Origin of the sequence: Agromyces mediolanus (genome assembly GCF_044917495.1) — a bacterium.
Classification (GTDB): Bacteria; Actinomycetota; Actinomycetes; order Actinomycetales; family Microbacteriaceae; genus Agromyces; species Agromyces mediolanus_B.
In genome coordinates this window covers 326,722-348,807 of sequence record NZ_JAVSSI010000004.1, presented here as the reverse complement: position 1 = coordinate 348,807, position 22,086 = coordinate 326,722, and the positions used below count along the sequence as shown (strand labels likewise).

The window sequence follows — 22,086 nt, the reverse complement described above, 5'->3', positions numbered from 1 at the left end:
TGCTGAGGACACCGATCAGCGGCCCGGCGGGTGGACCCGCACCCGAAGCACACGATCCAGGGCCCGCGAGGGCCGAACCCGAGGAACGAGCACGATGCCCGCAGAACAGACCAGGACCGCCCCGCACCCACTGGAGGGGTGGACCGAACGGCGAGACCACCACGACGGCGTCTCCTACTGGCGCCGCGGCGAGCGGCACCGCACCATCGGCTGGGCGGTCGATCGCGCCGGTGGCCGCGAGGCCTGGCTGTTCGGCCGGCACCTGCCGACCCCCGCGCACCCCGAGCGCCTCGACTTCGGCGGCCAGGCCGCCGACGGCCTGCTCGAGTGGCTCGACGAGGACGGCCGCGTCCGCGTCGTGCAGTGGACCACGGCCGGCGGCGTCGAGGAGACCCGCTACCTCGACGGCCGCGGCGCCCCCGAGGCGCACCCGGGCGGCTACCACCGTGTTCGCGTGCTCCGCACGGGCGAGCGCCGCTACTACGAGGAGACGGCCGACGGCCCGCGACTGCACCGGCTCGACGGGCCGGCACTGGAGGACGCCGGGAGCGACCGCCGCTCGCGCTGGCTGGAGCACGGCGCCCCGGTCGCTGCGCCGGAGGAGCTGCTGAACGAGGCGAAGCGGCGCGCGCAGGCCGCCTGGAACCGCGGCGTCGACTCGCCGGCGCACGTCCTCGCCGAGGCGGATGCCGAACGCATCGCCGCCGTCGTCGCCGCCGAGCCCGACTGCGAGCTCGCCTGGGAGCTGTCGATCGCGTTCCCCACGCCGTGGATCGCCGGGATGCGACGCGCCGGACTCGCCGAGCGTCCCCCAGTCCGGGGGTGAAGCTGCCGGCTCCTGCGAGCCGGCACCCCCTTGAGAACCCCGGAATCGCGCGGAATCCGCGGGGGTGAGAGCGCGCTCTCGAAGCGGTTTCGTCAGGACCCTTTCCAGCGTCCTTGCCCAGGCTGTGCATCGGCTGTGAGAATCGCCGCAGCGGCCGGTTCACCGGCGCTCGGATTCGGGTTCCGGGCGTCTCCGGTCGCCTCGGCGACCGCGGGGGCGGTCGCCGTGGCGTGCGCCCGCGCACGCCGGGATTCGGGGCAGGCATGAGCGACGACAGCTCGACTCCGACGCGGTTCGCGTCGGGTCCAGGCGTCGCCCTCGCGCGCCCGCACGCCCACCGCACTCCCCCGGTCCGCTCACGCCGCTCGCTCCGGCACGGCACGGCCCTGCACGACGGCGACCTCGACTGGCAGTCGCGGGTCGCGGCCCTGCGGGAGCACCTCGCCGCGACCGGACGACCCCCGCGGGATGCCGCCGGGGCATCCGACGCGGAGCGCGCGACCGCCCGCTGGCTGAAGCGCCAACGCGAACTCGACCGCGCCGGCGCGCTGGCCGACCGCCGGCTGCGCCACCTCGACCAGACCGTACCCGGCTGGCGCGACCCGCGCGGCACCGACTGGCACGGCCGCGCCGTCGCCGTCGGACTGCACCTCGCCGAGACCGGACGCTACCCGGCGCCGGCGGCCCGCGACGCCGAGGAGCGCCGGCTCGCGACGTGGCTCCGCACGCAGCGGCGCGCCGAGGCATCCGGCCGGCTCGCCGCGGATCGCCTGGCCTGGCTCGAGCTCAACCTGCCCAGCTGGCGGCGCCCCTCGGACGAGAGCTGGGACGACACCGCGGCCGCGGTCTCGTCCTTCATCGCGGACACCGGACGATTCCCCCGGGAGACCGCTCACGACGACCCCGCCGAGCGCCGGCTCGCGGGCTGGCTCCGGCGGCAGCGCGAGGCCGCCCACGACGATCGACTCGACGACGAGCGGCGTCGGGCACTGGACGACGCAGTGCCCGGCTGGCTCGACCCGGCCGCCGCGCGGTGGACCCGCACCGCGCGGCGACTCGCCGGGTGGGCCGCCGCGAACGGGCGGCTCCCCGCGAAGCACGCCGCGGATCCGGTCGAGCGGGGACTCGGCGACTGGCTCGCCGGGCAGCGCCGGCTCGCCGCCGCCGGCTCGCTCGACGAGTCCCGTGCGCTGCGCCTCGACCGCTCGGTGCCGAACTGGCGCGACCGTCCCGATGCCGCCTGGCTGGCCCGCCTCGACGAACTCGTCGCCGTCATCGCGCAGGCCGGCCGCCTCCCAGCCAGAACCGGCGATGCCGCCGACGCCGAGCGCCGCGCGGCGGCCTGGCTCGCCGAGCAGCGCACGGCCGCACGAGCGGGCAGGCTCAGCCCCGCCCGCCGGACGCACCTCGACGGCGCGGTGATCGGCTGGTTCGACGACGACCGCGAGTGGCGCGCCCAGGCCGACCGACTCGCCCGCCGCACCGCCCTCGGCGCAGGTGCTCCGGCGAGCCGGGCCGACGACCCGGAGGAGCGCTCCCTCGCCCGATGGCTGCAGCGTCAGCGCGGGCTCGCCGACGCCGGCACCCTCGACGAGGCGCGGGAGCGCTGGCTCGACCGGCAGCTCCCCGGGTGGCGCGACCACCGGCTGAACGCCTGGGAGCACACCGCCGCCCGCGTCGTCGCCTTCCGCTCCGAGCACGGACGACTGCCCGCGCGCGGCGACGAGGCCTCGGCGCTCGAGCTCGAGCTCGGCGTCTGGCTGAACAACCAGCGCTCGGCGCACCGGCGCGGGGCGCTGGCCGCCGAGCGGACGCAGTGGCTCGACGGCCGCCTCGCGGGCTGGCGCGACCCGCGGCTCGCGAGCTGGCTCCGCCGCGCGCAGGAGGTCGCCGAGTACCTCGCCGAGTGCGGACGGCTCCCCTACGAGCGCTCGACGGCGGCGCGCTCGCGACGACTCGGCACCTGGCTGCAGACGCAGCGCCGAGCGCACCGTGAGGGCGTGCTGGATGCCGTGCGGATCGCCTGGCTCGACGCGAACACCCCCGGCTGGGCCGGCGCGGGCACCGGCCCCCGCCCGCTGCCTCCGACCGAGCCGGCGACGCCGCAGGGGCTGCCGAGCGCCGGGCTCGCGGGCGACGACGGGCTGCCCCGCATCGCCTGACCGGACGGCCGGGCTCGCCGGGCGCGATTCCGGCTACGGCCGCAGCAGCACCTTCACGGCCCGTCGCTCGTCCATGGCCGCGTAGGCCTCGGCGGCCTCCGCGAGGGGCAGCTCGAGATCGAAGACGAGCCCCGGGCGGATGGCGCCCGAGCGCACGTCGGGCAGCAGCTCCTCGATGTAGCCGCGCACCGGCGCGACGCCGCCGTTCACGCCGACGTTCGTCTCGAAGAGGCGGCGCACGGGCAGCTCCGGGCCGCCGTTCGGCACGCCGACGTAGCCCACCATGCCGCCGGGGCGCGCGGAGCGGATCGCCTGGTCCATCGACTCCTTCGTGCCCACGCACTCGAGCACCCGGTCGGCCCCGATGCCGCCGGTGAGGGCGCGCACGGCCTCGACGCCCGCCTCGCCGCGCTCGGCAACGACGTGGGTCGCACCGAACTCGCGGGCGAGCGCCTGACGCTCGGGGTGACGGCTCATCGCGATGATCGTCGTGGCGCCGAGCCGCTTCGCGGCGATGATGGCGCAGAGGCCCACCGCGCCGTCGCCGACGACGGCGACCGTGTCGCCACGGCCGACGCCGGCCGAGACCGCGGCGTGGTGCCCCGTGCCCATGACGTCGGAGAGGGTGAGGAGCCCGGGCACCTCGTCGTCGGAAACCGGTCCGGGCACGACGGCGAGGGTGCCGTCGGCGAGCGGCACGCGGACGCGCTCGCCCTGCGCGCCGTCGGCGAAGGCCCCGTCGCGGTCCTCGGAGCCCCACCAGCCGCCGTGCAGGCAGGAGGTGGAGACGCCGTTGCGGCAGTTGGCGCAGGTGCCGTCGCAGACGTAGAAGGGGGCGATCACGAAGTCGCCCGGCCGCACCCGCTCCACCTCGTCGCCGACGGCCTCGACGACCCCGACGAACTCGTGTCCGATGCGCCTGGGCTCGCGGGTGGGCGTGACGCCCCGGTAGGGCCAGAGGTCGGAGCCGCAGACGCACGCCGCCACGACGCGGACGATCGCGTCGCGGCCGGTGGAGAGCACCGGATCGGGCACGGTCTCGACGCGGATGTCACCGGGCGCGTGGATGAGGGTGGCGAGCATGAGGGCGAGCCTACGCCCTCATGCTCCGCGTCTCCGCCCGCTCAGGCACCGCGCCGGCGGCGCACCGCGAGGAGCACCAGGAGCGCGAGGCCCGCGAGGATGCCTCCTGCCGCGAGCAGCATCGGCAGCAGCGTGTCGATGCCGGTGTGGCTGAGCCCGCCCGGCGTCGAGCCGCCGTCGCCGTCGCCCGGCACCGGGACCGGCACCACGAGCGTCGTCTCGGCGGCGAGCAGTCGGGCCGAGCCATCCGCGCCGACGCCGCTCGCCGCGAGCGCGTGCTCGCCGGCCGGCAGCGTCGCGGGGATCGTGACCTCTGCGGAGAAGGCGCCCGACGCGTCGGCGACGGCCGAGCCGAGCGGCGTGAGGGTCGAGTAGACGCCGAGCGCGATCCGCGCGCCGGGGAGGAAGCCCTCGCCGGAGACCGTCAGCGTCTGGCCACGACGGAGCTCGGCGGGCACGCCGTCGAGCGTTCCGTCGACCGTGGCGGGCAGCTGCGACGGCAGGGCGACCTCGTCGGTCACGGTGAGCGCGAACTCGAGCCGGTCGGAACCGTAGGCGTTCGTCGCGGTGAGCTCGATCGTCGAGCTCCCGGTGTCGCCGAGGGCGGGGGTGCCGCTCAGGGTGGCCGTGCCGTCGCCGTGGTCGACGAGGGCCAGCCAGGCGGGGAGTCCGCTCGCCGTGATCGCGGCGGACGGATGACCCGACACGGTCACCTCGATCGTCCGGACTGCGCCGGGCAGCACGGTGACGTCGCCCTGCTCGGCGAACGCGGGACCCTCGCCGACCGCGAGCCGGGCCTCGGCCGTGGTCGCCGTGCCCGCCGCGTTCGTGAACACGGCGCGGTAGCGGCTCCCGTCGTCGGCGAGCCCCGGGGTGAGCGTCAGCGTCGCCGAGGTGCCGCCGGCGACCGGCTGCCAGCTCGCGCCGTCGTCGCCGGAGCGCTCCCACTGCACGCTCGGCGCGGGGAAGCCGTCGGCGCCGGCCTCGAACTCGACCTCGTGCCCTGCGACGACCGAGGCGTCGGCCGGGTCGAGGGTGACGACCGGGGCCTCGTTCACGACGAGACGGAACTCCTGCCGGTCGGTGCCGTAGGCGTTCTGGACGACGAGCGCGAACTCGATCGTGCCGCCCGCGCCGGCCGGCGGGGTGCCGACGAGCTGCTGGGCGCCGGCCGCGCCGCTGAGGCTCAGCCAGGCGGGGACGGTGCCGTCGATCGTGACGGCGCCGGCGACCGGGTAGCCGGGGGCGACGACGATCGGCAGGGCGCCCGCCGTGCCGACCTCGAACGTCGCGGTGGCCGGGCTCGTGATGCTCGGCGCGACGCCGATGGTGAGGCCGATGTCCTGGTGGGTCACGCCGGCGACGTTCTCCACGTCGATGCCGAGCACGTACGCTCCGGCGTCGGCCGCCGCCGCGGTGCCGCTCAGCCGCACCTTGCCGCCGCCGAGGTCGCTCGCCGTGATGCCGTTCGGCAGCGCCGTGTCGTCGATGGCGATGACGGTCGGGGTCGGGGTGCCGGTGAAGACGATCGTCTCGTCGATCGCGGTGCCCGCGGCCACCGAGTAGCTCGACGGCCCCGACAGCGCGGGCGCCTCGCGCACGCTGAGGGTGAAGTCCTGCGTGCCCGTCCCGGTCGCGTTCGTGAGCGACAGCGTGAACTCGTACTCGCCGCCGGAGCCCGCCGGGGGCGTGCCGACGAGCTGCGGCACGCCGCTCGTGTCGAGGCTCAGCCAGGCGGGCGCCCCGCTCAGGACCGGCTCGCCGGTCGCCACCGGGTATCCGGCGTCGATCGCGAGCAGGAAGTTCTGCTCGCCGCCACCGACGAGGAAGCTCGCCTGGTCGGCGTTCGTGAACGCCGGCGGAGCGGTCGTGATGAAGGTGAACGTCGTGGTCGTCGTGGCGAAGCGGTTCGTCGCGACGAGGTGCAGGGTGTGCACGCCGGCAGTCGTCGGCGTCCCGGTGAACTCCGCGGCACCGCCGCCGAGGTCGGCGAAGGTCAGGCCCGCGGGCGCGGCCGATCCTGTCGCCAGAGCGATGGTGTCCGCGCCGCCCTGCGTGCCGATCTGGACGTCGGCCGCCTCGCCGCGAGGAAGCGTGAACGACCCGGGACCGTTGAAGCTCGGCACCTCGCCGACGGTGATCGTGAACGTCTGGTCCTTCGTGGCGCCGTTCTGGGCTCGCAGGACGACGGCGTGCGTCCCCGCCGAGGCGAGCGTGGGGGTCCCGGAGATGGTCGCCGTGCCGTTCGCGCCGCCGCTGAAGCTCAGCCCGTCCGGCAGGTCCCCGGAGAGGTGGCTGATCGTCGGCGTCGGGTCGCCCGTCGCGGTGACGGTGGCCGAGAACGGGAATCCGACGATCGCATCCCGGGCGGCGGGGCTCGTGAACACGGGGACCGCGCGCACCGTGATCGGCGCCGTGACGGATGCCGCGTCGAGCGCCAGCGCCGCGCCGCCCGCACCGGCGGTCGAGCCGGCCGTGAAGGTGCCGGTGACGATGCCGCCCGCGATCGCGGACGAGGCGGACGCCACGGTCGAGCCGGCCGGACCCGCCGGAGTCCACGTCGCGGTGAGCCCCTCGAAGGCGGTGAGCTTCGCCGCCGGCACCGCGGCGCCGGCCGAGTCGACGAGGAGCGAGCCGGTCAGCTGCGAGGTCGCCCCGGAGTCGACGGTCGTCGGCGAGGCGGTGACGTTCAGGGTCAGGAACGGAACGGCGGTGCCGTTCGCGATGAGGGCCCGATCGCACGGGGCGGAGACCGGCGCGACGGTGCAGCTCCACCAGTTGCGGGTGGCGTCGACCGCGCTCGTGGCATCCGCACGCAGCGCCGCGGCGCCGGTATTGCCGCTGAACCGGCTGTAGTGCGCGGTGAGCGCACCGGTTCGGGCCTCGACGGCGCCGGCGCCCGCGTTGGCGCCCTGCGCGGCGTTGCGCGTAAAGGTGCTCGCGGTGATGGTCGCGGGTCCCGAGAGCTGGCGGACCGCGCCGCCGAGCGCCGGGCTGCCGTCGCTCGTCGTGGCCTGGTTCTCGAGGAAGGTGCTGCCGGTGATCGACACGGCCGCGCCCTTCGCGTCGAAGGCGAGCGCGCCGCCGCCGTTGCCGAGTCCGGCCGCGGCCGACACGGTGTTGCTCGTGAAGACGCTGTCGGTGATGTTCAGCGCCTGATCGGCCGGGTCGCCGAACGACTCGTAGTAGACGGCGCCGCCCGCGGCGAGGCCCGCGGTGTTCCGGTCGAACACGGAGTTCTCGATGGTGAGGGTGCCGCCCATGAACTGCACGGCGCCACCGGGGGCGAAGGAGCCCGCCGTCGATCGGTTGTCGCGGAAGACCGTGTCGCGGATGACGAGCTCGTCGCGGTCGATCCCTTCGGCCGAGCCGGCGATGATCGCGCCGCCGCCGTCGGCTGCGTCGCGGCCGCCCGTGAAGGTGAGGCGCTCGAGCGTCACCGAGACGCCGCCGGTGATCTCCGGGTCCACGCTGAGCAGCTGGGTCGTGCCGTTGCCGACGATCGAGGCCTCGCCAGAGGCGGGGCCGGTGACGGTGATGTCGGCGCCCGGCTGGGTGCCGAGTCGCAGTGCGCCGTCGGCTCCGAGGGTGTACGTGCCGGCGGGAACGGAGATCTGCTGGGCACCACCGAGGTTGCTCGCGACGCAGAAGGCGTTGCGGAGCGTCACGGGGGAGGCGGTCGAGGTGACGCTGTCATCGGTGCACGCGTCGTTGGCATCGCCGTCGGCGGTGCTCGTGACCGCGAGCACCGGCGCGGCGTAGGCCGGCGGGGCGAAGAGCAGGCCACCGGCGAGGAGCGCAGCAGTGGTGAGCGCCGCTGCGGCACTCCGAACGTGTCCAGCCGGCAATCGAAGCCCTTTCCCGATGCGCCCCCACGGGCGCGATGCACCCCAACTGGGTACGCCGGAATGCTATCGGCTGATTCGATCGGAGAGATAGGGTTGGCCCGCCGCCCAGTTCGGGGGGCGAGCAATCGGGACCTCAGGAGCGACGTGACGACAGCACTCTCGCGCCGTGGCGCGCTCGGCGCGGGAGCGGTGGCGCTCGGCGCCGCTGCAGTCGCCGCTGCGGGCCCCGCGCAGGCACAGCCCACGGGGCCCGGACGGGCCGCGACCGCATCCGCTGCGGGCGACGGGGGCGGCGCGTTCGACCCCGCCATCCCCGTCCGATCTCAGTTCCTGGGGCGCGAGGGCGTCGTCTACGACGGCGCCTCGCAGTGGTCGGCCCACCGCCTCGTGCTCACGCACCTCGGCGACCTGCCCGGGGGCGGCGACCCCGAGCACCGTTTCGCCGTGCGCTTCGCGAGCGACGAGGCCGCCCGCGACGGCCTGTACCGGCTGACGGCCGCAGGCGAGCCGGACGCGCTCCTCTATCTGGTGCGCGCGGGCGGCGCCGATCCGCTGCTCGAGGGCATCGTCGATCGGCGGAGCGTCTGATGGCGGAGCCGTTCCTCGGCGAGATCCGGATCTTCGCCGGCAACTACCCGCCGGTCGGCTGGGAGCTCTGCAACGGGCAGCTGCTCTCCATCGCGAACAACGACGCGCTGTACGCGCTGCTCGGCACGAGCTACGGCGGCGACGGGATCACCACCTTCGGCGTCCCCGACCTCCAGGGCCGCATCCCCGTGCACCAGGGCGCCTTCCCCGGCGGCGGCACCTACCTCATGGGCATGAGGGGCGGCACCGAGCAGGTGACGCTGACGCAGAACCAGCTCCCCCCGCACACCCACGTCCCGCTCGCCGCCGCCTCCCCCGGCACGTCCGACCCGAGCGGGGCGATCTGGTCGACGCAGACGTCCGCCGCCTACCAGGCGGCCGACGCGTCGACGCCGATGGGCGGGCAGGCGGTCCAGCCCGCAGGCAGCTCGCTGCCGCACGACAACATGCCGCCGAGCCTCACGATCTCCTACATCATCGCCACCTACGGCATCTTCCCGACGCAGAGCTGAGCTGAGAGGACCCCATGAGCGATCCGTACCTCGGCGAGATCCGTCGCGTCGCCTTCCCCTTCGCCCCGAGAGGGTGGGCGCTCTGCAATGGGCAGATCCTCTCGGTCCAGCAGAACCAGGCGCTGTTCTCCCTGCTCGGCACGACGTACGGCGGCAACGGCGTCACGACCTTCGCCCTCCCGAACCTGCAGGGCCGCACGCCCCTCGGCGCCGTCGACAACAGCCGCTGGGGCGCCGTGCTCGGCGAGGAGTTCCACCAGCTGACGGTGAACGAGATGCCGACGCACACCCACCGGGTCCGGGCGTCGAACACGGCGGCCACGACGCCGTCGCCGGCGAACGCCTACTGGGCGGCCACCGAGCAGGCGGAGTACGGCACGGGCGCCGCCGCGGCGCAGCTGCGGCCGAGCACGATCTCCAGCACGGGGCAGGCCGTGCCGCACGAGAACCGCCCGCCGTTCACCGTCGTGAACTTCATCATCGCGATGTCCGGCATCTTCCCCCCGCGGAACTGACCGCGGCGAACGGAGCAGAGACATGAGCGATCAGTACTACGGAGAGATCCGCACCGTCGCGTTCGGCTACGCGCCCTACGGCTGGGCCCTGTGCAACGGGCAGCTCATCCCGATCCAGCAGAACACCCCCTTGTTCTCGGTGCTCGGCACCCAGTACGGCGGCGACGGCAAGTCCACCTTCGCCCTGCCGAACCTGAACGGCACCGTCGCGATCGGGCAGGGCTCGGGCCCGGGGCTGACCCCCCGCATCGTCGGGGAACAGTTGGGCTCCCCGAACGTCACGCTGCTGCAGAGCGAGATGCCCCAGCACATCCACGCCGCCATGGCGATCGACGCGGCCGCGACGACGGGCTCCGCCGGGGGCGGGGCCTGGGCTCAGCAGAAGTACGGTCGTGTCGCGCGGCGCGCGTTCGGCGCGACCCAGAACGTCGACATGCGACCGGACGCACTGAACACCGCGGGCGGCAACCAGCCGCACAACAACCTGCCGCCGGTGCTCGGCATGTACTTCGTCATCGCCCTGACCGGCATCTTCCCGCCGCGGCAGTGAGCGCCGATGCCCCGCGCTCCGCAGCGGACGCGGGGCTCCGCAGCGCCGTGACCCCGGTGGCCGTCGTGGCGGTCGCGGCGGCACCGGACGATCCGGCGATCCTCGCGATCGCCACGTCCGTACTCCGGGAGCGGCTGCCGGGCATCCCGCCGGAGCTCGCCGCGCCGCTCATCGCCGGGCAGGTCGCGGCGAAGTTCGCGTCGCTGCGCGCCGAGCGGCCCGCTGCGACGGCGGTGCTGCTCCACGTGGACGCCTTCGGGCCGGACGCGGTCGGCTATCTCGTCGTCGACCGCAGCGGCGAGGACCTCCGCCTCGCCGATCTCGCGGTGCTCGCGAGCGTCCGCGGGCGGGGCGTCGCGGGCGCGGCCCTGGCCGCGCTGAGCGCTGAGGCGGATGCCTCGGGCCGCGCGATCACGCTCTCCGTCTGGGCGGGTGACGCCGCCGAGCGGCTGTACCTGCGGCACGGCTTCGAGCGTGCCGGTTTCGAGCATGCCGGCCTCGACCGCATCGGCACCGACGCGGATGCCCGCGCTGAGGCCACCGGCTACGTCGAGCTTCGGCGAGCTCCGCGGTCGACGGCCCGCCAGGCCAGCGTGTGGAGCGGCGACACGAGCAGCAGCAGGAACAGCGCCCAGTAGCCGATCGCGGGCACGAGGATCGAGAGCAGCAACGCGATCAGGAACAGCCCGGTCGTGATCGCGTCGGCGAGGATGCCCCGGCGGAGGCGCGGTGCGGCGATGTCGTGCAGCGCGGGGTGCCGGAGCAGGTAGGAGCGGATGGCGAGCGACATGACGCTCGTGAGCGCGAGGCTGCCGATGTAGACGAGCTTCTGCGCGTCGTCGGTCTCCATCGCACCGAGCATCGCCGTCGGCACCGGCAGCCAGACGATGGTGAACATCCAGCCGATGGTGAGCCACAGCAGCGTCGGACTCGTGCGTTCCACCTTCGCGAAGATGCGGTGGTTGGCGAGCCAGAAGGTGGCGATGAGCGCGAAGCTCAGCGCGAAGCTCATGAGCTGCTCGGCGTGCTCGCCGAACCAGGCGGCGACGCCGCCGCCCTCCGCCCCCGCGTCGGTCACGCTCTCCATGAGGGGCAGGATGAGCAACGTCATCGCGATCGCGACGACGGCGTCGGTGAACGCCTTCAGCCGTTCGGCCGAGGTGACGGCGGCCCCGGTGCCGTCGTCGGGGTCCGGCTCGACGGCCGGCGCGCTCGAGGTCATGCAGACAGGGTAGCGACGGCGTCGGACGATGCCGGGATGCCGCGGCCTGCTGGGCCGATTCGGGATGCCCCGACGGGAAGGGTGCGAGCGGAAGGGGTGCGCGCGCGACCACGGGGGAGGGCAGCCGCGCGCGCACGATGGGGAGTCCGGCGTCGAACCGGACTCAGCTTGTCGGAGCGAGCATGATCGGGCAGATCTCCTCGGCTCGCTGGGCGTCGAGCTCGGGCACGACGGACCACGGGATCCACGGGTCCGCGTCGTAGCTCTCCTCGAAGGCGACCCTCGACGGACGCTCGGGCACGGGGAAGCCGGCGTCGGCCAGGCATTCCTCGATCTCGATGTACCAGTCGTAGATCGCGTCGTACTGGCCGTCGGTCAGCGGCGCTTCGGGGTCGATCCCGGCCTCTTCCAGACACTCGAGGTCGTCGGCTTGATACGCGGCCATCTGCTCGGTCGGAATGCTCCCGACGATGGCCGTCCCCTCGAGCTTCACGTCCCAGCCGCGATCGAGTAGACACTCGACTCGAGCACTCGCCACCTCCGGGCCGGCGAAGAGCGAGTCCCGACCCGTTGGCGCCGAGGTGTCGACGGACGGTGCGCACCCGGCGAGGATGAGCACCGCGGGCACGAGGACGAGGCCGCGACGAGCCATCAGATCGCTTGGCAGTACCGTTTGGCGGACGTGACGTTGCCGTTGGCGCCGAGACCGTACGCGTAGAAGTTGCCCGCCTCGTTGGTCCAGAACTTCCACCCCCAGCTCGTGTACGCGGCCGAGTACCCGAGGCTGACGGTGTTGCTCCGAGTGTTCTGCGGGTTGTTGAGCTGGAACTGCACCGTGCCCTTCGCCACCGCGGACGTGCCGATGGTGATGTTGGGATACGCCGTGCACGCGATGCGGCCGGTGACCGCTCGCATGCCTGCCGCCTCGGCCGGTGCGGCGACGGCCAGCGTGCCGAGCATGGTCGCCGCCGCGGCGGTGGCCAAGACGGATGCCTTCAGTTTCTTCACTCGATCCTCCATACATCGGTGTGTGCGGACACCTGAAGCGTATGGGATTCCAGCGTGAACATTCAAGGTAGATACGCTCTCTTGGCCGCCGAATTCCGGCATCCGGCGCAATAGCGCCACTTCCGGAGTCAGACGTGCGGAACGAAGCGCTGCCAGGCGACCCGCCGCTCCCCGCGCGGATCGGCTTCGACCCGATCGTCCCGGTCCAGGATCAGGGTCAGCCGCTCCGGCTCCGCGTAGCGCGGCCAGTCGAGCCATCCATCCGGCTCCATCGCGACCGCCGCGGCATCATCTCGTCCGAGCGGCGCCCGGGCGACGGGGGCGCGGACGAGCTCCGGACTGCCCGTCGCGGCGAACGCCGCCCATCTCGCCTGCATCCGCCGGCCGACCCGGGTGAACATGCCGCGGCCGCCGAGCACGGTCAGCCCCGCGCCGACCGGGGTGTCGAACTTCTCGAACAGGGCGAACAGCTCCAGCCCGTGCGTGGCGTCGAGCCCGAGCAGACGCGCCATCCGCGGGGCGGCGTCGAAGCGGTAGCTCCACGTCGGGGCGAAGCGGGCGTGCCGTTCGGCGAGTTTCACGCTCGGGAACCAGAACGTGAAGTCGCCCGCGAAATCGGCCGCGGGCCGCCGCGCGGGCAGACCGGGGTACTGCCGCTTGATGCGCTTGCGCGACTTCTTCCTCGTGTTCGCGAAGATCGCCCTGATGCGCGGCTTCGTCGTCGGCAGGATGTCGATGCGGCCCTCGAAGAGCGAGCCCTCGCGGTCGTTCGTGCCGATCACGAGCGGCACCCGGTGCGCGCGTCCCTCCTTGAACGCGTCGAGCGGCCGCCAGGGCAGGAAGTCCCCGTCGATCACCGGGGCGAGACTGATCGTGCCCGGGTTCTCGTCGGGCGTCCGGATGGCGAGCTCGGTCGTGGCCCGCGCGAGCACGGCGGGGTCGGCCGCGCGCAGCATGCTCGCGGCATCCTCCGGCGCCTCGCTCTCGAGGTCGTCGTCGTCGACGAGCCGGCTGAGGATCCGCACGTACTCGCCGGCCCAGCGCTGGGCGACCTCCGCCGGGTACACCGCGTTCGCGGGCGAGGACTGGGCGATCGCCCCGGCGAAGAGCCCCTCGGCGGCGGGCACGGTCATCAGCGTGGTGACCGAGTTCCCGCCGGCCGACTCCCCGAACAGCGTCACCCGCGCCGGGTCGCCGCCGAACGCGCGGATGTTGCGCTGCACCCACTCGAGTGCGGCCAGCTGGTCGCGCAGGCCCAGGTTCGCCTCGATCGGATGCCCCGGCATCGAGTACGCGCGCAGGTCGAGCCAGCCGAGCGCCCCGAGCCGGTAGTTGCAGCTGACGTAGACCACCCCGTGGCGGGCGGCGAAGAGCTCACCCTGCCGCGGGTACTCACCGGAGGAGCCGACGCTGTACGCCCCGCCGTGCAGGAACACCATGACGGGGAGCCCGGCCCCGGCACCCGCACCCTCGGGCGAGATCACGTTGAGGCTCAGGCAGTCCTCGCTGCGCGGCAGATGGGGCGCCGCCCCGATGAACTGGCCGCGGCGCAGCTGCGGCGCGACGGGCCCGAAGTCGTGCGCAGGCCGCACACCGTCCCAGCCGGCTGCGGGCCGCGGCGACCGGAATCGCGCCGCCCCCGCGGTCGACGCAGCGAAGGGGATGCCTCGCCAGGTGCGCACGCCCCGGCGGCGGACGCCGTGCACCGCGCCGAGCTCGGTCTCGACGAGCAGCCCTTCGCCCCCAGCGGTCCCAGCCATGCGCGCATGCTAGCCGCCCCGCGTGAACGAAGCCGTGGTCCGCGCGACCGCGCGCGAGCGGCGACCGCGCCGTTCAGTCGCTCGTCCGGCGACGGCGCGCGACGAGGATCGAGCCGGCCCCGACGCCGATGAGCAGCAGCACCACGAGGAGGACGCCCGAGCCGAGCTCGATCCCGGTGCGCGACAGCTCGTCCGGTCCGCTGCCCGCGGGCGGGGCGGTGGGAACGGCCGGAGTGCTCGGCGTCGGCACGACCGGCGGGGCGTGCACGACCAGGCTCGCATCGGACGCGGCCGAGCGCGGCGTCGTCGCCCCGGTCGGCGGGTACGCGGAGGCGACCGCGGTGTTGCGCACCGTCCCGGCCGCGCCGTCGCCGGGCCCGACCGTGTAGCTGGCCGTGCACGTCGCTGACTCCCCGGGCGCGAGCACGATCTCCGGGCAGGAGACGTCGCTCAGCGTGCCCGTGCCGGTGAAGCCCGTCTCGTCGATCCACGGGTCGACGACGGAGACGTTGCCCGTGTTCGTGACGGTGAAGCGGTAGAGCACCGTGTCGCCGATGCGCGCCTCGACCGGCTCGACCGCCTTCACGAGCGCGAGCGCCGGGTCCTGCACCGCCTCGATGTCCGCGTCGCTGCGCGGGGTCTCGATCGGCTCGGTGTCGCCGACCGCCGTCCCGCTCGCGCTCGCGGCGTTCGAGAGCTCCCCGCGGTCGAGATCGGCCTGGGTCACGACGTAGCTCGCCGTGCACGTCATCGACTCGCCGCCGCCGAGCGCGGTGGCGGGGCACTCGATCGCGGAGAGCTCCCCGCTCCCGCTGAAGTCGAGCTCGTCCACGGCGATGCCGCTCACGGTCACGTTCCCGGTGTTCGTCACGACGAAGCGGTACTCGACGAGCTGCCCGACCTCGCCGAAGGCGGCGGGTTCCGCGGACTTCTCGAGCGCCAGGCCGGTCTCCGCGGGGATCGCGACGACGGCGCTCGACTCGCCCGATCCGGGGCGAGCCTGGCCGGGCGGGGGCGTCGCGGCCGCCGTCGCGGTGTTGTCGATGCGTCCGGCGTCCACGTCGGCCTGCGTCACCTCGTAGCTCGCGGTGCAGTCGACGGAGTCGCCCGGAAGGATCGGGCCGGACGGGCAGGCGATCTCCAACGGGCCGCCGGTGCCGGAGAACGACACCTCCGTGATCTCGGCGTCGTTCAGCGTGACGTTGCCCGTGTTCGTCACGTGGAACGTGTACGTCACGATCTCGCCGGCGCGGGCGATCGTGCGCGGGCTCGCGCGCTTCTCGAGCCCGATCTCGGGGCTCGGGTCGCTCGGCAGCTCCTCCTCGACCGGGTCGGCGGCGACGGGCTCGTCCTCGCCGGCCGGCATCCCGCTCGCGCTCGCGGTGTTGCTGAGCGAGCCGGAGTCGATGTCGGCCTGGGTGATCGTGTAGCTCGCCGTGCAGGTCATGGTGTCGTCGGGCTGCACCGTGCGGTCGGCCGGGCACCGGATCTCGGAGAGCTCCCCGCTGCCCGAGAACGCGTCCTCGCTGATCGTGACGTCGTCGATCGGCACGTTGCCGGTGTTCGTGACCACGAAGGTGTAGGTGATCTCCTGCCCGACGACGAAGTCCTCCGCCGCCGAGGGGCTCGCGGCCTTCGTGATCGACAGCGAAGGTGCGGCGGCCTCGACCGGCGTGCGGGTGCGCGCGGGCCGCGAGCTCACGTCGTCGCTCGTGCCGCTGACCGTGCCGGCCGCGGTCGCCCGGTTCTCGACGACGCCGGCCTGCTCGTCCTCGGCGGTGACGAGATACGGGGCGTCGGCGGTGCAGTCCATCGAGTCGTCCGGTGCGAGCTCGCCGGGCGGGCAGCTCACGCCGCCGAGCTTGGGGTCGTCGACGCGGACGTCGGTGAGCGGCAGCTCGCCCGTGTTGGTGACCCGGAAGGTGTAGCGGATCCGGTCGCCCGCATCCGTGATGCCGTTGCCGTTCACGTCCTCGATGCCGGCGACCCGCTTCACGAGCGAGATGCCGGTGTCCTTCTTCGAGTTCGTGATGGTGCACGAGACCAGATCGCCGATGCCGACGTGCACGTCTGCCCGCGAGCCCGGTGAACGGCCGGTCGGCAGCGTCGGGTCGCCCGCTCCGTTCCGCGTGCACCGCCAGGAGGCGTGATAGTTGGACAGGTTCCCCGCGAGCGCGCGCTCGGAGAAGGTGAACCTCGTCTCCATGCCCCGCGCGATCACGGTCTGCCGCCCGGTCGTGGCGCTCGTGCCGTCGGGGCCGGTGCTGGCGCCGAACACCCAGGTGCCGTCCTCCCCGCCGATCGAGATGCGGAAGTCGTCGCCCGTGAACCGCGAGTCGACCGCCTTGTTCAGCTCGATCTGGGAGAGCAGCACGCCGAAGGCGACGGCCTGCACCCCGCCGCCGACCATGCGCTGCGACCAGAAGTCGGGGTTCTCGCTCGCCACGATCGCGTTGCCCGTCTTCCCGACGGTGCGCGTGGCCGCGCAGCTCACCTGCGTCGTGCCGAGACCCGGGAGCCGTCCGTCGCAGGCGGTGCCGACGCCGGGGTCCGAGCCGTTCGCGGTGAGCGAGGTGATCGGGTTGCTCGACCGCCAGATGATGGACTCGTTCGTGTCGGTGCTCTCGGCATCCGCCCCGACGAGGGAGAAGGCGGTCATCTCCTGTCCGACGGCGTTCACCACGCGGATGTCGCTCAGCGTCAGGTCGGTCGTCGTGCGATGGCCCGTCTGGTACAGCGCCGGCCGGCCGCTCACCCCCGTGTACTCGCGGTTGCCGAGGTAGGCGCCGCTCCACGTCGGGAAGGGCACCGTCTGGATCATCCCGCCGGAGGTCTTCAGCGTGAACGACATCCGCGAGCCGCCGGGCAGCCGCACGACCATCTCCTGGCCAGCGGCGCTCCGCGCCTGGGCGGAGTCGTAGGAGCTGAGGTCGAACCAGCAGAGCGTCGTCGCGAAGCGGCCGGACCCCGGATCGGCGGTCGAGCAGCCGGTCTCGGTCGCCGCCTGCGCCGGAGCGGTTCCGCCGACGAGTCCCGCGGCGAGCACGACGACCGCCGCGAGGGCGGCGAGGAGGCGGTGCCGGGGTCGGATGCCTCGTGCGCTCCGTCGGGTCGTCATGCTCGGTGCCGTTCCTCTCGTCGAGTTCATCGGTTCATCGGGTTCATCGGGTTCGTCGGGTTCGTCGGGTTCCGCCTCGTTCGGCCCGTCGGGTTCATCCGTCGATCCGCTTGCGCCGAGCCACGACGATCGCGCCGCCGCCGACGCTGAGGAGCAGGACGACGAGGAGCACGATCCCCGCGCCGATCTCGACGCCGGTGCGGGACAGCCCTCCGGGCGCCGGGCTCGACGACGGCGGGCTCGTCGGCGGGGCGGTCGTCGGCGGCGTCGTCGGTGGCGTCGTCGGATCGATCGGAAGCGCGACCTCCGACGGCGCGGAGACCGGCGGGGCGGCGCCGTCGGGCGGCGTGCCGGTCGCCGTGGCGGAGTTCGTCACCCCGCCCGCTTCGACGTCGGCCGGCGTCAGCGTGTAGCTCGCGCGACAGGCGACCTCCGCGTCGGGCTCCAGCGACATCGCGGCGGCCGGGCAGATGACCGGCCCGAGCTCGCCCGTCCCGGTGAACTCCCCCTCCGTGACGGTCACGTCCCGAAGGGTGACGTTGCCGGTGTTCCGCACCGTGAAGGTGTAGGTGATCTCCTCGCCGGCAGCGGTGCCCGTGCTCGGGCTCGCCGACTTCGCCATCGTGATCGCGGGCGTCGGCTCCTGCGGCACCCGGGCCGTCGCGGGCTCGGAGGCGACCGCGTCGCCCACCGGCGGCGTGCCCGAGGCGGTCGCCGTGTTCACGAGCGAGCCCCGGTCGACGTCGGCCTGGGAGACCTCGTAGCTCGCCGTGCAGCGGACCTCATCGCCGGGAGCGAGGGACTCGGCGGCGGCGGGGCAGTCGACGGCCCCCAGCTCGCCTGAACCGCTGAAGGCGGTCTCGTCGATCGCGATGCCGGTCAGCGTCACGTTCCCGGTGTTCCGGACCGTGAACGTGTAGGTGATCTCCTCGCCCGCGACGAGCTCGTTCGTCTCGGCCCGCTTGACGAGCTCGAGAGCGGGGGCGGCCGCCAGCGGGATCGTCAGCTCCTGCGACCAGACGGGAGGCACCGCCGAGCCGTCCGGCGTGCGCGCGGTCCCGGCGGCGCGGTTGACGACCGAGCCGGCGTCCACGTCGTCCTGGGTGAGCCGGTAGTCGCCCGAGCAGGTGGTCGAGTCGCCGACCGCGAGCGCGCCCGGCGGGCAGCTCATGCCGGGGATCTTGGGGTCGTTCACCCGGACGTCCAGCAGCGTGAGGTTGCCGACGTTCCGGATCGTCACGTCGTAGTGCACGGTGTCGCCCGCGTCGAGCACGCCCGACCCGTTCGCGTCGACGGGATCGGCCGCGGACTTGTCGACCTCCATCGCGGGCTCCCCGTCGACGGCGACGTCGCGCTGGTTGGAGGGCACCGGCTCGAGGGCGGCTCCCCCCGGCTCGGTCGCCGAGCCGGCGGCGATGTTCGAGATGATCCCGCGGTCGAGGTCGGCCTGCGTGACCGTGTAGCTGCCGGTGCACTGTGTCCGGTCCCCGGGGGCCAGGGTGACGCCGGCCGGGCACTCCACGGCGGGGACGCGCGAGTCGGTCACCGAGGGGGCGGTGAGCGTCACATTGCCGATGTTCCGCACCGTGAAGGTGTACGCGATGGACTCGCCGACGGCGCGCACCGAGATCACATCGGAGGTCTTCTCGACGTCGATCGCGGCGACCTGGTCGCCGGGGATCGTCAGCGCATCGCCCGCCGGCGGCACGCTCGCGCCCTCGGGCGTCGTCGCCGTGGCGGAGACGGTGTTCCGCACCGTCCCGGCGTCGACATCCGCCTGGGTGACCCGGTAGGTGCCGCGGCAGGTCATGGATGCGCCGGCCGCGAGCCGCGAGCTCGGGCAGATGACGTCCTCGATGCGGTCGTCGCTCAGCTCCAGGTCGCGCACGGCGACGTTGCCCGTGTTCGTGACGACGTAGCGGTACTCGATCGTCTCCCCGACGGGCGGCAGCTCGGACGCCGTGGACGACTTCCGGACGCGCAGCCCCGGGCGCTCCTCGACCTCGAGCGCGACGAGGTTCGAGCCGCTGGAGACCTGGGCGCCGCCGGGCGCCGACCCCGCGACGTCGGCGGTGTTCTCCAGCACGCCGCCGTCGAGATCGGCCTGCGTCACCGTGTGCACGGCCGTGCAGCTCATCGTCGCGTCCGGTGCGAGCTCCACGGGCGGGCAGTCGAGGTCCCCGTTCAACGTCTCGTCGGTGACCGTGACGTTCGACAGGGTGACGTTCCCGCTGTTGCGCACCGTGAACGTGTACGTCACGCGCTGGCCGACGGTGTGGATGCTCGTGCTGTCGGCGCGCTTCACGATCTCGAGCCCGGGTGCGATCGACCCCGGCACCCGGACCTCTTCGGAGTCCGCGGACACCGGGTCGGCGCCACCGGGCGGGGTGCCCTCGGCGGTCGCCGTGTTGACCACCCCGCCCCGGTCGACGTCGGCCTGCGTGACCACGTGGACGCCCGCGTCGCAGACCCGGGTGGATCCGGCCGCCAGCGGCTCGGCGCCGCAGTCGATCGCGCCCAGCACGTCGTCGTCGACGGTCACGGGATCGAGGGTCACGTTGCCGGTGTTCTCGACGACGTAGCTGTAGCTGATCTCCTCGCCGATCGGGGGGAGCGCCTCCGCCGTCGTGGACTTCACGACGGCGATCCCGGGGCGCTGCACGATCGGCAGGGCGACCTCGTTCGAGGGCTGCTCGATGGTGCCGACCCCGGGCGCACTGCCGCTCGCCTCGGCGGTGTTGCGCAGCTGGCCGCCGGCGTCGATCTCGTCGCGGTGGACCTTGCGCTGGGCGAGGCAGTGCATCGCATCGCCGGGTGCGAGCACGGTCGCCTCGCAGGTGACGGAGTCGGCGCCGGGGTCGCGGACGACGAGGTCCGTGATGGTCACGTTGCCGGTGTTGCGCACCTCGATGCCGTAGGCGACCGTCTGTCCGGGCGTGTCGACCCGCTCGGTGTTCGTCCGCTTGATCACGCTGAGCGAGGGGGACTGCTCCACGGGCACCTGCACCCGGCCGGAGTCCGTCGAGACCGGTTCGGCGGCCCCCGGCGGGGTGCCGGTCACGGTGGCGACGTTGTCGATCGTCCCACCGGCGTCGATCCCGGCCTGCGTGACCGTGTGCGTGCCCGAGCAGCGTTCGATGTCGCCCGGCGCGAAGGTCGTGAAGGTGCAGCTCAGCGTGCCGAGCATCGGGTCGGTCACGCGGACGTCGCGCATCGTCACCGTCCCCCGGTTCGAGACGGTGAATTCGTAGGTGATGACCTCGCCGGCGGCACGGACGGCCGTCACCGCGGTCGACTTCTCGATGCGGAGATCGACGATGGCTTCCGGCGGGACCTGCACGACGTTCGAGGTCGCGTTGACGTCGTCGCCACCGGGGTCCGTCCCCCGCACGGTCGCCTGGTTCCGGACGTTGCCGGCATCGACGTCGGCCTGCGTGACCGTGTGGAAGGCGGTGCAGCTCGTCCGCGCTTCGGGTTCGAGACTCGTCGCCTCGCAGGAGATGCTGCCGGGATCGGCGTTCGGGTCCTCGAGCACGAGGTCGGTGACCGTCACGTTCCCGCTGTTGCCGACGGTGAAGGTGTAGTCGATCCGATCGCCGACCGCGGGCAGCGCGCCGGTGCTCGGGGTGTCCTTCACGACCCACAGCGCCGGTCGCATCGGTTCGAGGGTGACCATGTAGTCCTCGACCTCGCCCGGCGTCCCGGCGCCCGTCGGACCGGCGACCGTGCCGACCCCGATCCGGAAGCGGGACCCGAGCCGCGTCACCCCGTCGGCGAGCTCCGTCGTCCGGTCGGCGACGCCCGTCCAGCTGAGCACCACCGGCTCGGCGCTCGTCCCCGGGGGCACCACCGCGGTGGCGAGCTCGTCGGCGGTGAAGCTGCCGTCGCCGTTCCAGTCGATCCATGCGGAGAGCGTGGCCGGCAGCGTCGCGTGATTGGTCGCGGTGACGGCCACCTCATAACGGTCGGTCTGCCCCTGCCCGAGTCGCGGGAAGCCATCCACCCCGTCGTCGCCCTGATCGAGCGTGGCGCTCTCGCTCGGCTTGCTCGCCCGTTCGACCGTCATGGTCGAGCCGAGGTAGGTGGCGGAGTTCATCTCGTGCGACGCCGATCCGTATCTGCTCGGCGCATCGTCGAAGTCCCGGCCCACCGTGGCGCACGAGGGCGTGACCCCGTCGAGCCCCTCGCCGCCGTACTGGGGGCGGTACCCCACGATCATCTGATCCGCGTTCGTACCGCAGAACCAGCCGTGGAAGCGCACGTCGTTGGTGTTCTCGTTGCGACCGGCCATCGGGGTCGCCGCGGTCGCCGCCAGGTTGATCCGGAGCGCGCCGTTCGCGTCGAGCACGGGCGGACGGCAGGCGAGGCTGATGGTGGACGCCCAGTACAGCCGGACGCCGTTCGTCGTCGTGCCGTAGAAGGCGTTCCCGCCCATGCGGTGCGCCACCGTGCCCGCCGGGCAGAGCGCCTGGGTGACGACGCCAGTGCCCTGGTCGTACTGGTTGTACGACGTCCAGCTCGTGTCCGGCGTGACGACGACGGCGCCCGAGGCATCCACATCGATGGTGCCGCACAGCAGGTCGAGCTGCACCAGGATGCCGTAGGCGGAGGAGGGCGCCGCGTTCGTCCGGTCCTGCGCGCGCACGCCGACGACGACCTTGCCGGTCGGGCACTCGCGCAGCGCCCCGACGTCCTTGTTCGCACCGATCAGGCCGGTCGCCGTGCTCGGGTTGAACTGCGCCGGGATGGCGAGCACGGGCCCGGCCCCGACGAGCGCGATGACGGACACGAGGACGACGGCGACCGCGTGCCGCCAGCCTCGCCGCCGCACGCGGGAGGACCCCCGCGATGCACGCTCGCGCTCTCGGATGCCTCGTCGGCCTGCGTGCGTCAT

15 protein-coding genes are annotated in these 22,086 nt (G+C 73.6%); 7 read left to right on the top strand and 8 right to left on the bottom strand.

Features of this window, described 5'->3' with window-relative positions:
- Positions 1 to 94: 94 nt before the first annotated feature.
- Together ROT00_RS08770 and ROT00_RS08765 are read left to right on the top strand one after the other, a co-directional pair.
- Positions 95 to 826, top strand: a complete 732-nt coding sequence (locus ROT00_RS08770) for a hypothetical protein (protein WP_404774046.1) — start codon at positions 95 to 97, stop codon at positions 824 to 826.
- A gap of 263 nt (positions 827 to 1,089) precedes the next feature.
- On the top strand, positions 1,090 to 2,988 hold the full coding sequence (locus ROT00_RS08765) for a Helicase associated domain protein (RefSeq protein ID WP_404774044.1): 1,899 nt from the start codon (positions 1,090 to 1,092) through the stop codon (positions 2,986 to 2,988).
- Positions 2,989 to 3,021: 33 nt separating this feature from the next.
- Here ROT00_RS08765 and ROT00_RS08760 read toward each other — a convergent pair whose 3' ends face one another.
- On the bottom strand, positions 3,022 to 4,071 hold the full coding sequence (locus ROT00_RS08760) for a zinc-dependent alcohol dehydrogenase family protein (RefSeq protein ID WP_404774042.1): 1,050 nt from the start codon (positions 4,069 to 4,071) through the stop codon (positions 3,022 to 3,024).
- Positions 4,072 to 4,112: 41 nt separating this feature from the next.
- Positions 4,113 to 7,919: a putative Ig domain-containing protein gene (locus ROT00_RS08755; RefSeq protein ID WP_404774040.1), complete on the bottom strand. Its 3,807-nt coding sequence runs from the start codon at positions 7,917 to 7,919 to the stop codon at positions 4,113 to 4,115.
- 144 nt (positions 7,920 to 8,063) lie between these two features.
- Here ROT00_RS08755 and ROT00_RS08750 point away from each other — a divergent pair, with 144 nt between their 5' ends.
- Genes ROT00_RS08750 through ROT00_RS08730 form a run of 5 tightly spaced genes read left to right on the top strand, consistent with a single transcriptional unit; the run spans position 8,064 to position 10,722 of the window.
- Positions 8,064 to 8,507 (top strand): hypothetical protein, encoded by a 444-nt coding sequence (locus ROT00_RS08750; protein ID WP_404774038.1) that lies wholly within the window; start codon positions 8,064 to 8,066, stop codon positions 8,505 to 8,507.
- Positions 8,507 to 9,019 (top strand): phage tail protein, encoded by a 513-nt coding sequence (locus tag ROT00_RS08745; RefSeq protein ID WP_404774036.1) that lies wholly within the window; start codon positions 8,507 to 8,509, stop codon positions 9,017 to 9,019. The genes ROT00_RS08750 and ROT00_RS08745 overlap by 1 nt, the downstream gene beginning before the upstream one ends.
- Positions 9,020 to 9,033: 14 nt before the next feature.
- A complete protein-coding gene (locus ROT00_RS08740) occupies positions 9,034 to 9,534 on the top strand; it encodes a phage tail protein (protein ID WP_404774034.1) in 501 nt (166 codons plus the stop codon).
- Between the two features lie 22 nt (positions 9,535 to 9,556).
- Positions 9,557 to 10,084, top strand: a complete 528-nt coding sequence (locus ROT00_RS08735) for a phage tail protein (protein WP_404774032.1) — start codon at positions 9,557 to 9,559, stop codon at positions 10,082 to 10,084.
- Entirely contained in the window at positions 10,081 to 10,722 is a 642-nt protein-coding gene (locus ROT00_RS08730; RefSeq protein WP_404774030.1) for a GNAT family N-acetyltransferase, read from the top strand. Before ROT00_RS08735 ends, ROT00_RS08730 begins: the two co-directional genes overlap by 4 nt.
- Here the strand turns inward: ROT00_RS08730 and ROT00_RS08725 are convergent.
- From ROT00_RS08725 to ROT00_RS08700, 6 genes are all read right to left on the bottom strand, one after another.
- The gene (locus tag ROT00_RS08725) at positions 10,629 to 11,306 is read right to left on the bottom strand and encodes a TMEM175 family protein (protein ID WP_404774028.1); all 678 of its coding nucleotides are present in this window, start codon (positions 11,304 to 11,306) and stop codon (positions 10,629 to 10,631) included. The two genes, ROT00_RS08730 and ROT00_RS08725, sit on opposite strands and share 94 nt — an antisense overlap.
- Before the next feature lie 163 nt (positions 11,307 to 11,469).
- Positions 11,470 to 11,958 carry a hypothetical protein gene (locus ROT00_RS08720; RefSeq protein ID WP_404774026.1) on the bottom strand — a complete coding sequence of 163 codons (489 nt, stop codon included), beginning with the start codon at positions 11,956 to 11,958 and terminating at the stop codon, positions 11,470 to 11,472.
- Entirely contained in the window at positions 11,958 to 12,314 is a 357-nt protein-coding gene (locus ROT00_RS08715; protein WP_404774024.1) for a hypothetical protein, read from the bottom strand. The genes ROT00_RS08720 and ROT00_RS08715 overlap by 1 nt, the downstream gene beginning before the upstream one ends.
- 128 nt (positions 12,315 to 12,442) lie before the next feature.
- On the bottom strand, positions 12,443 to 14,074 hold the full coding sequence (locus tag ROT00_RS08710) for a carboxylesterase/lipase family protein (RefSeq protein ID WP_404774022.1): 1,632 nt from the start codon (positions 14,072 to 14,074) through the stop codon (positions 12,443 to 12,445).
- A gap of 73 nt (positions 14,075 to 14,147) precedes the next feature.
- Positions 14,148 to 17,192 carry a CshA/CshB family fibrillar adhesin-related protein gene (locus tag ROT00_RS08705; protein ID WP_404774020.1) on the bottom strand — a complete coding sequence of 1,015 codons (3,045 nt, stop codon included), beginning with the start codon at positions 17,190 to 17,192 and terminating at the stop codon, positions 14,148 to 14,150.
- Positions 17,193 to 17,286: 94 nt separating this feature from the next.
- On the bottom strand, positions 17,287 to 22,086 hold the full coding sequence (locus ROT00_RS08700; RefSeq protein WP_404774018.1) for a DUF7507 domain-containing protein: 4,800 nt from the start codon (positions 22,084 to 22,086) through the stop codon (positions 17,287 to 17,289).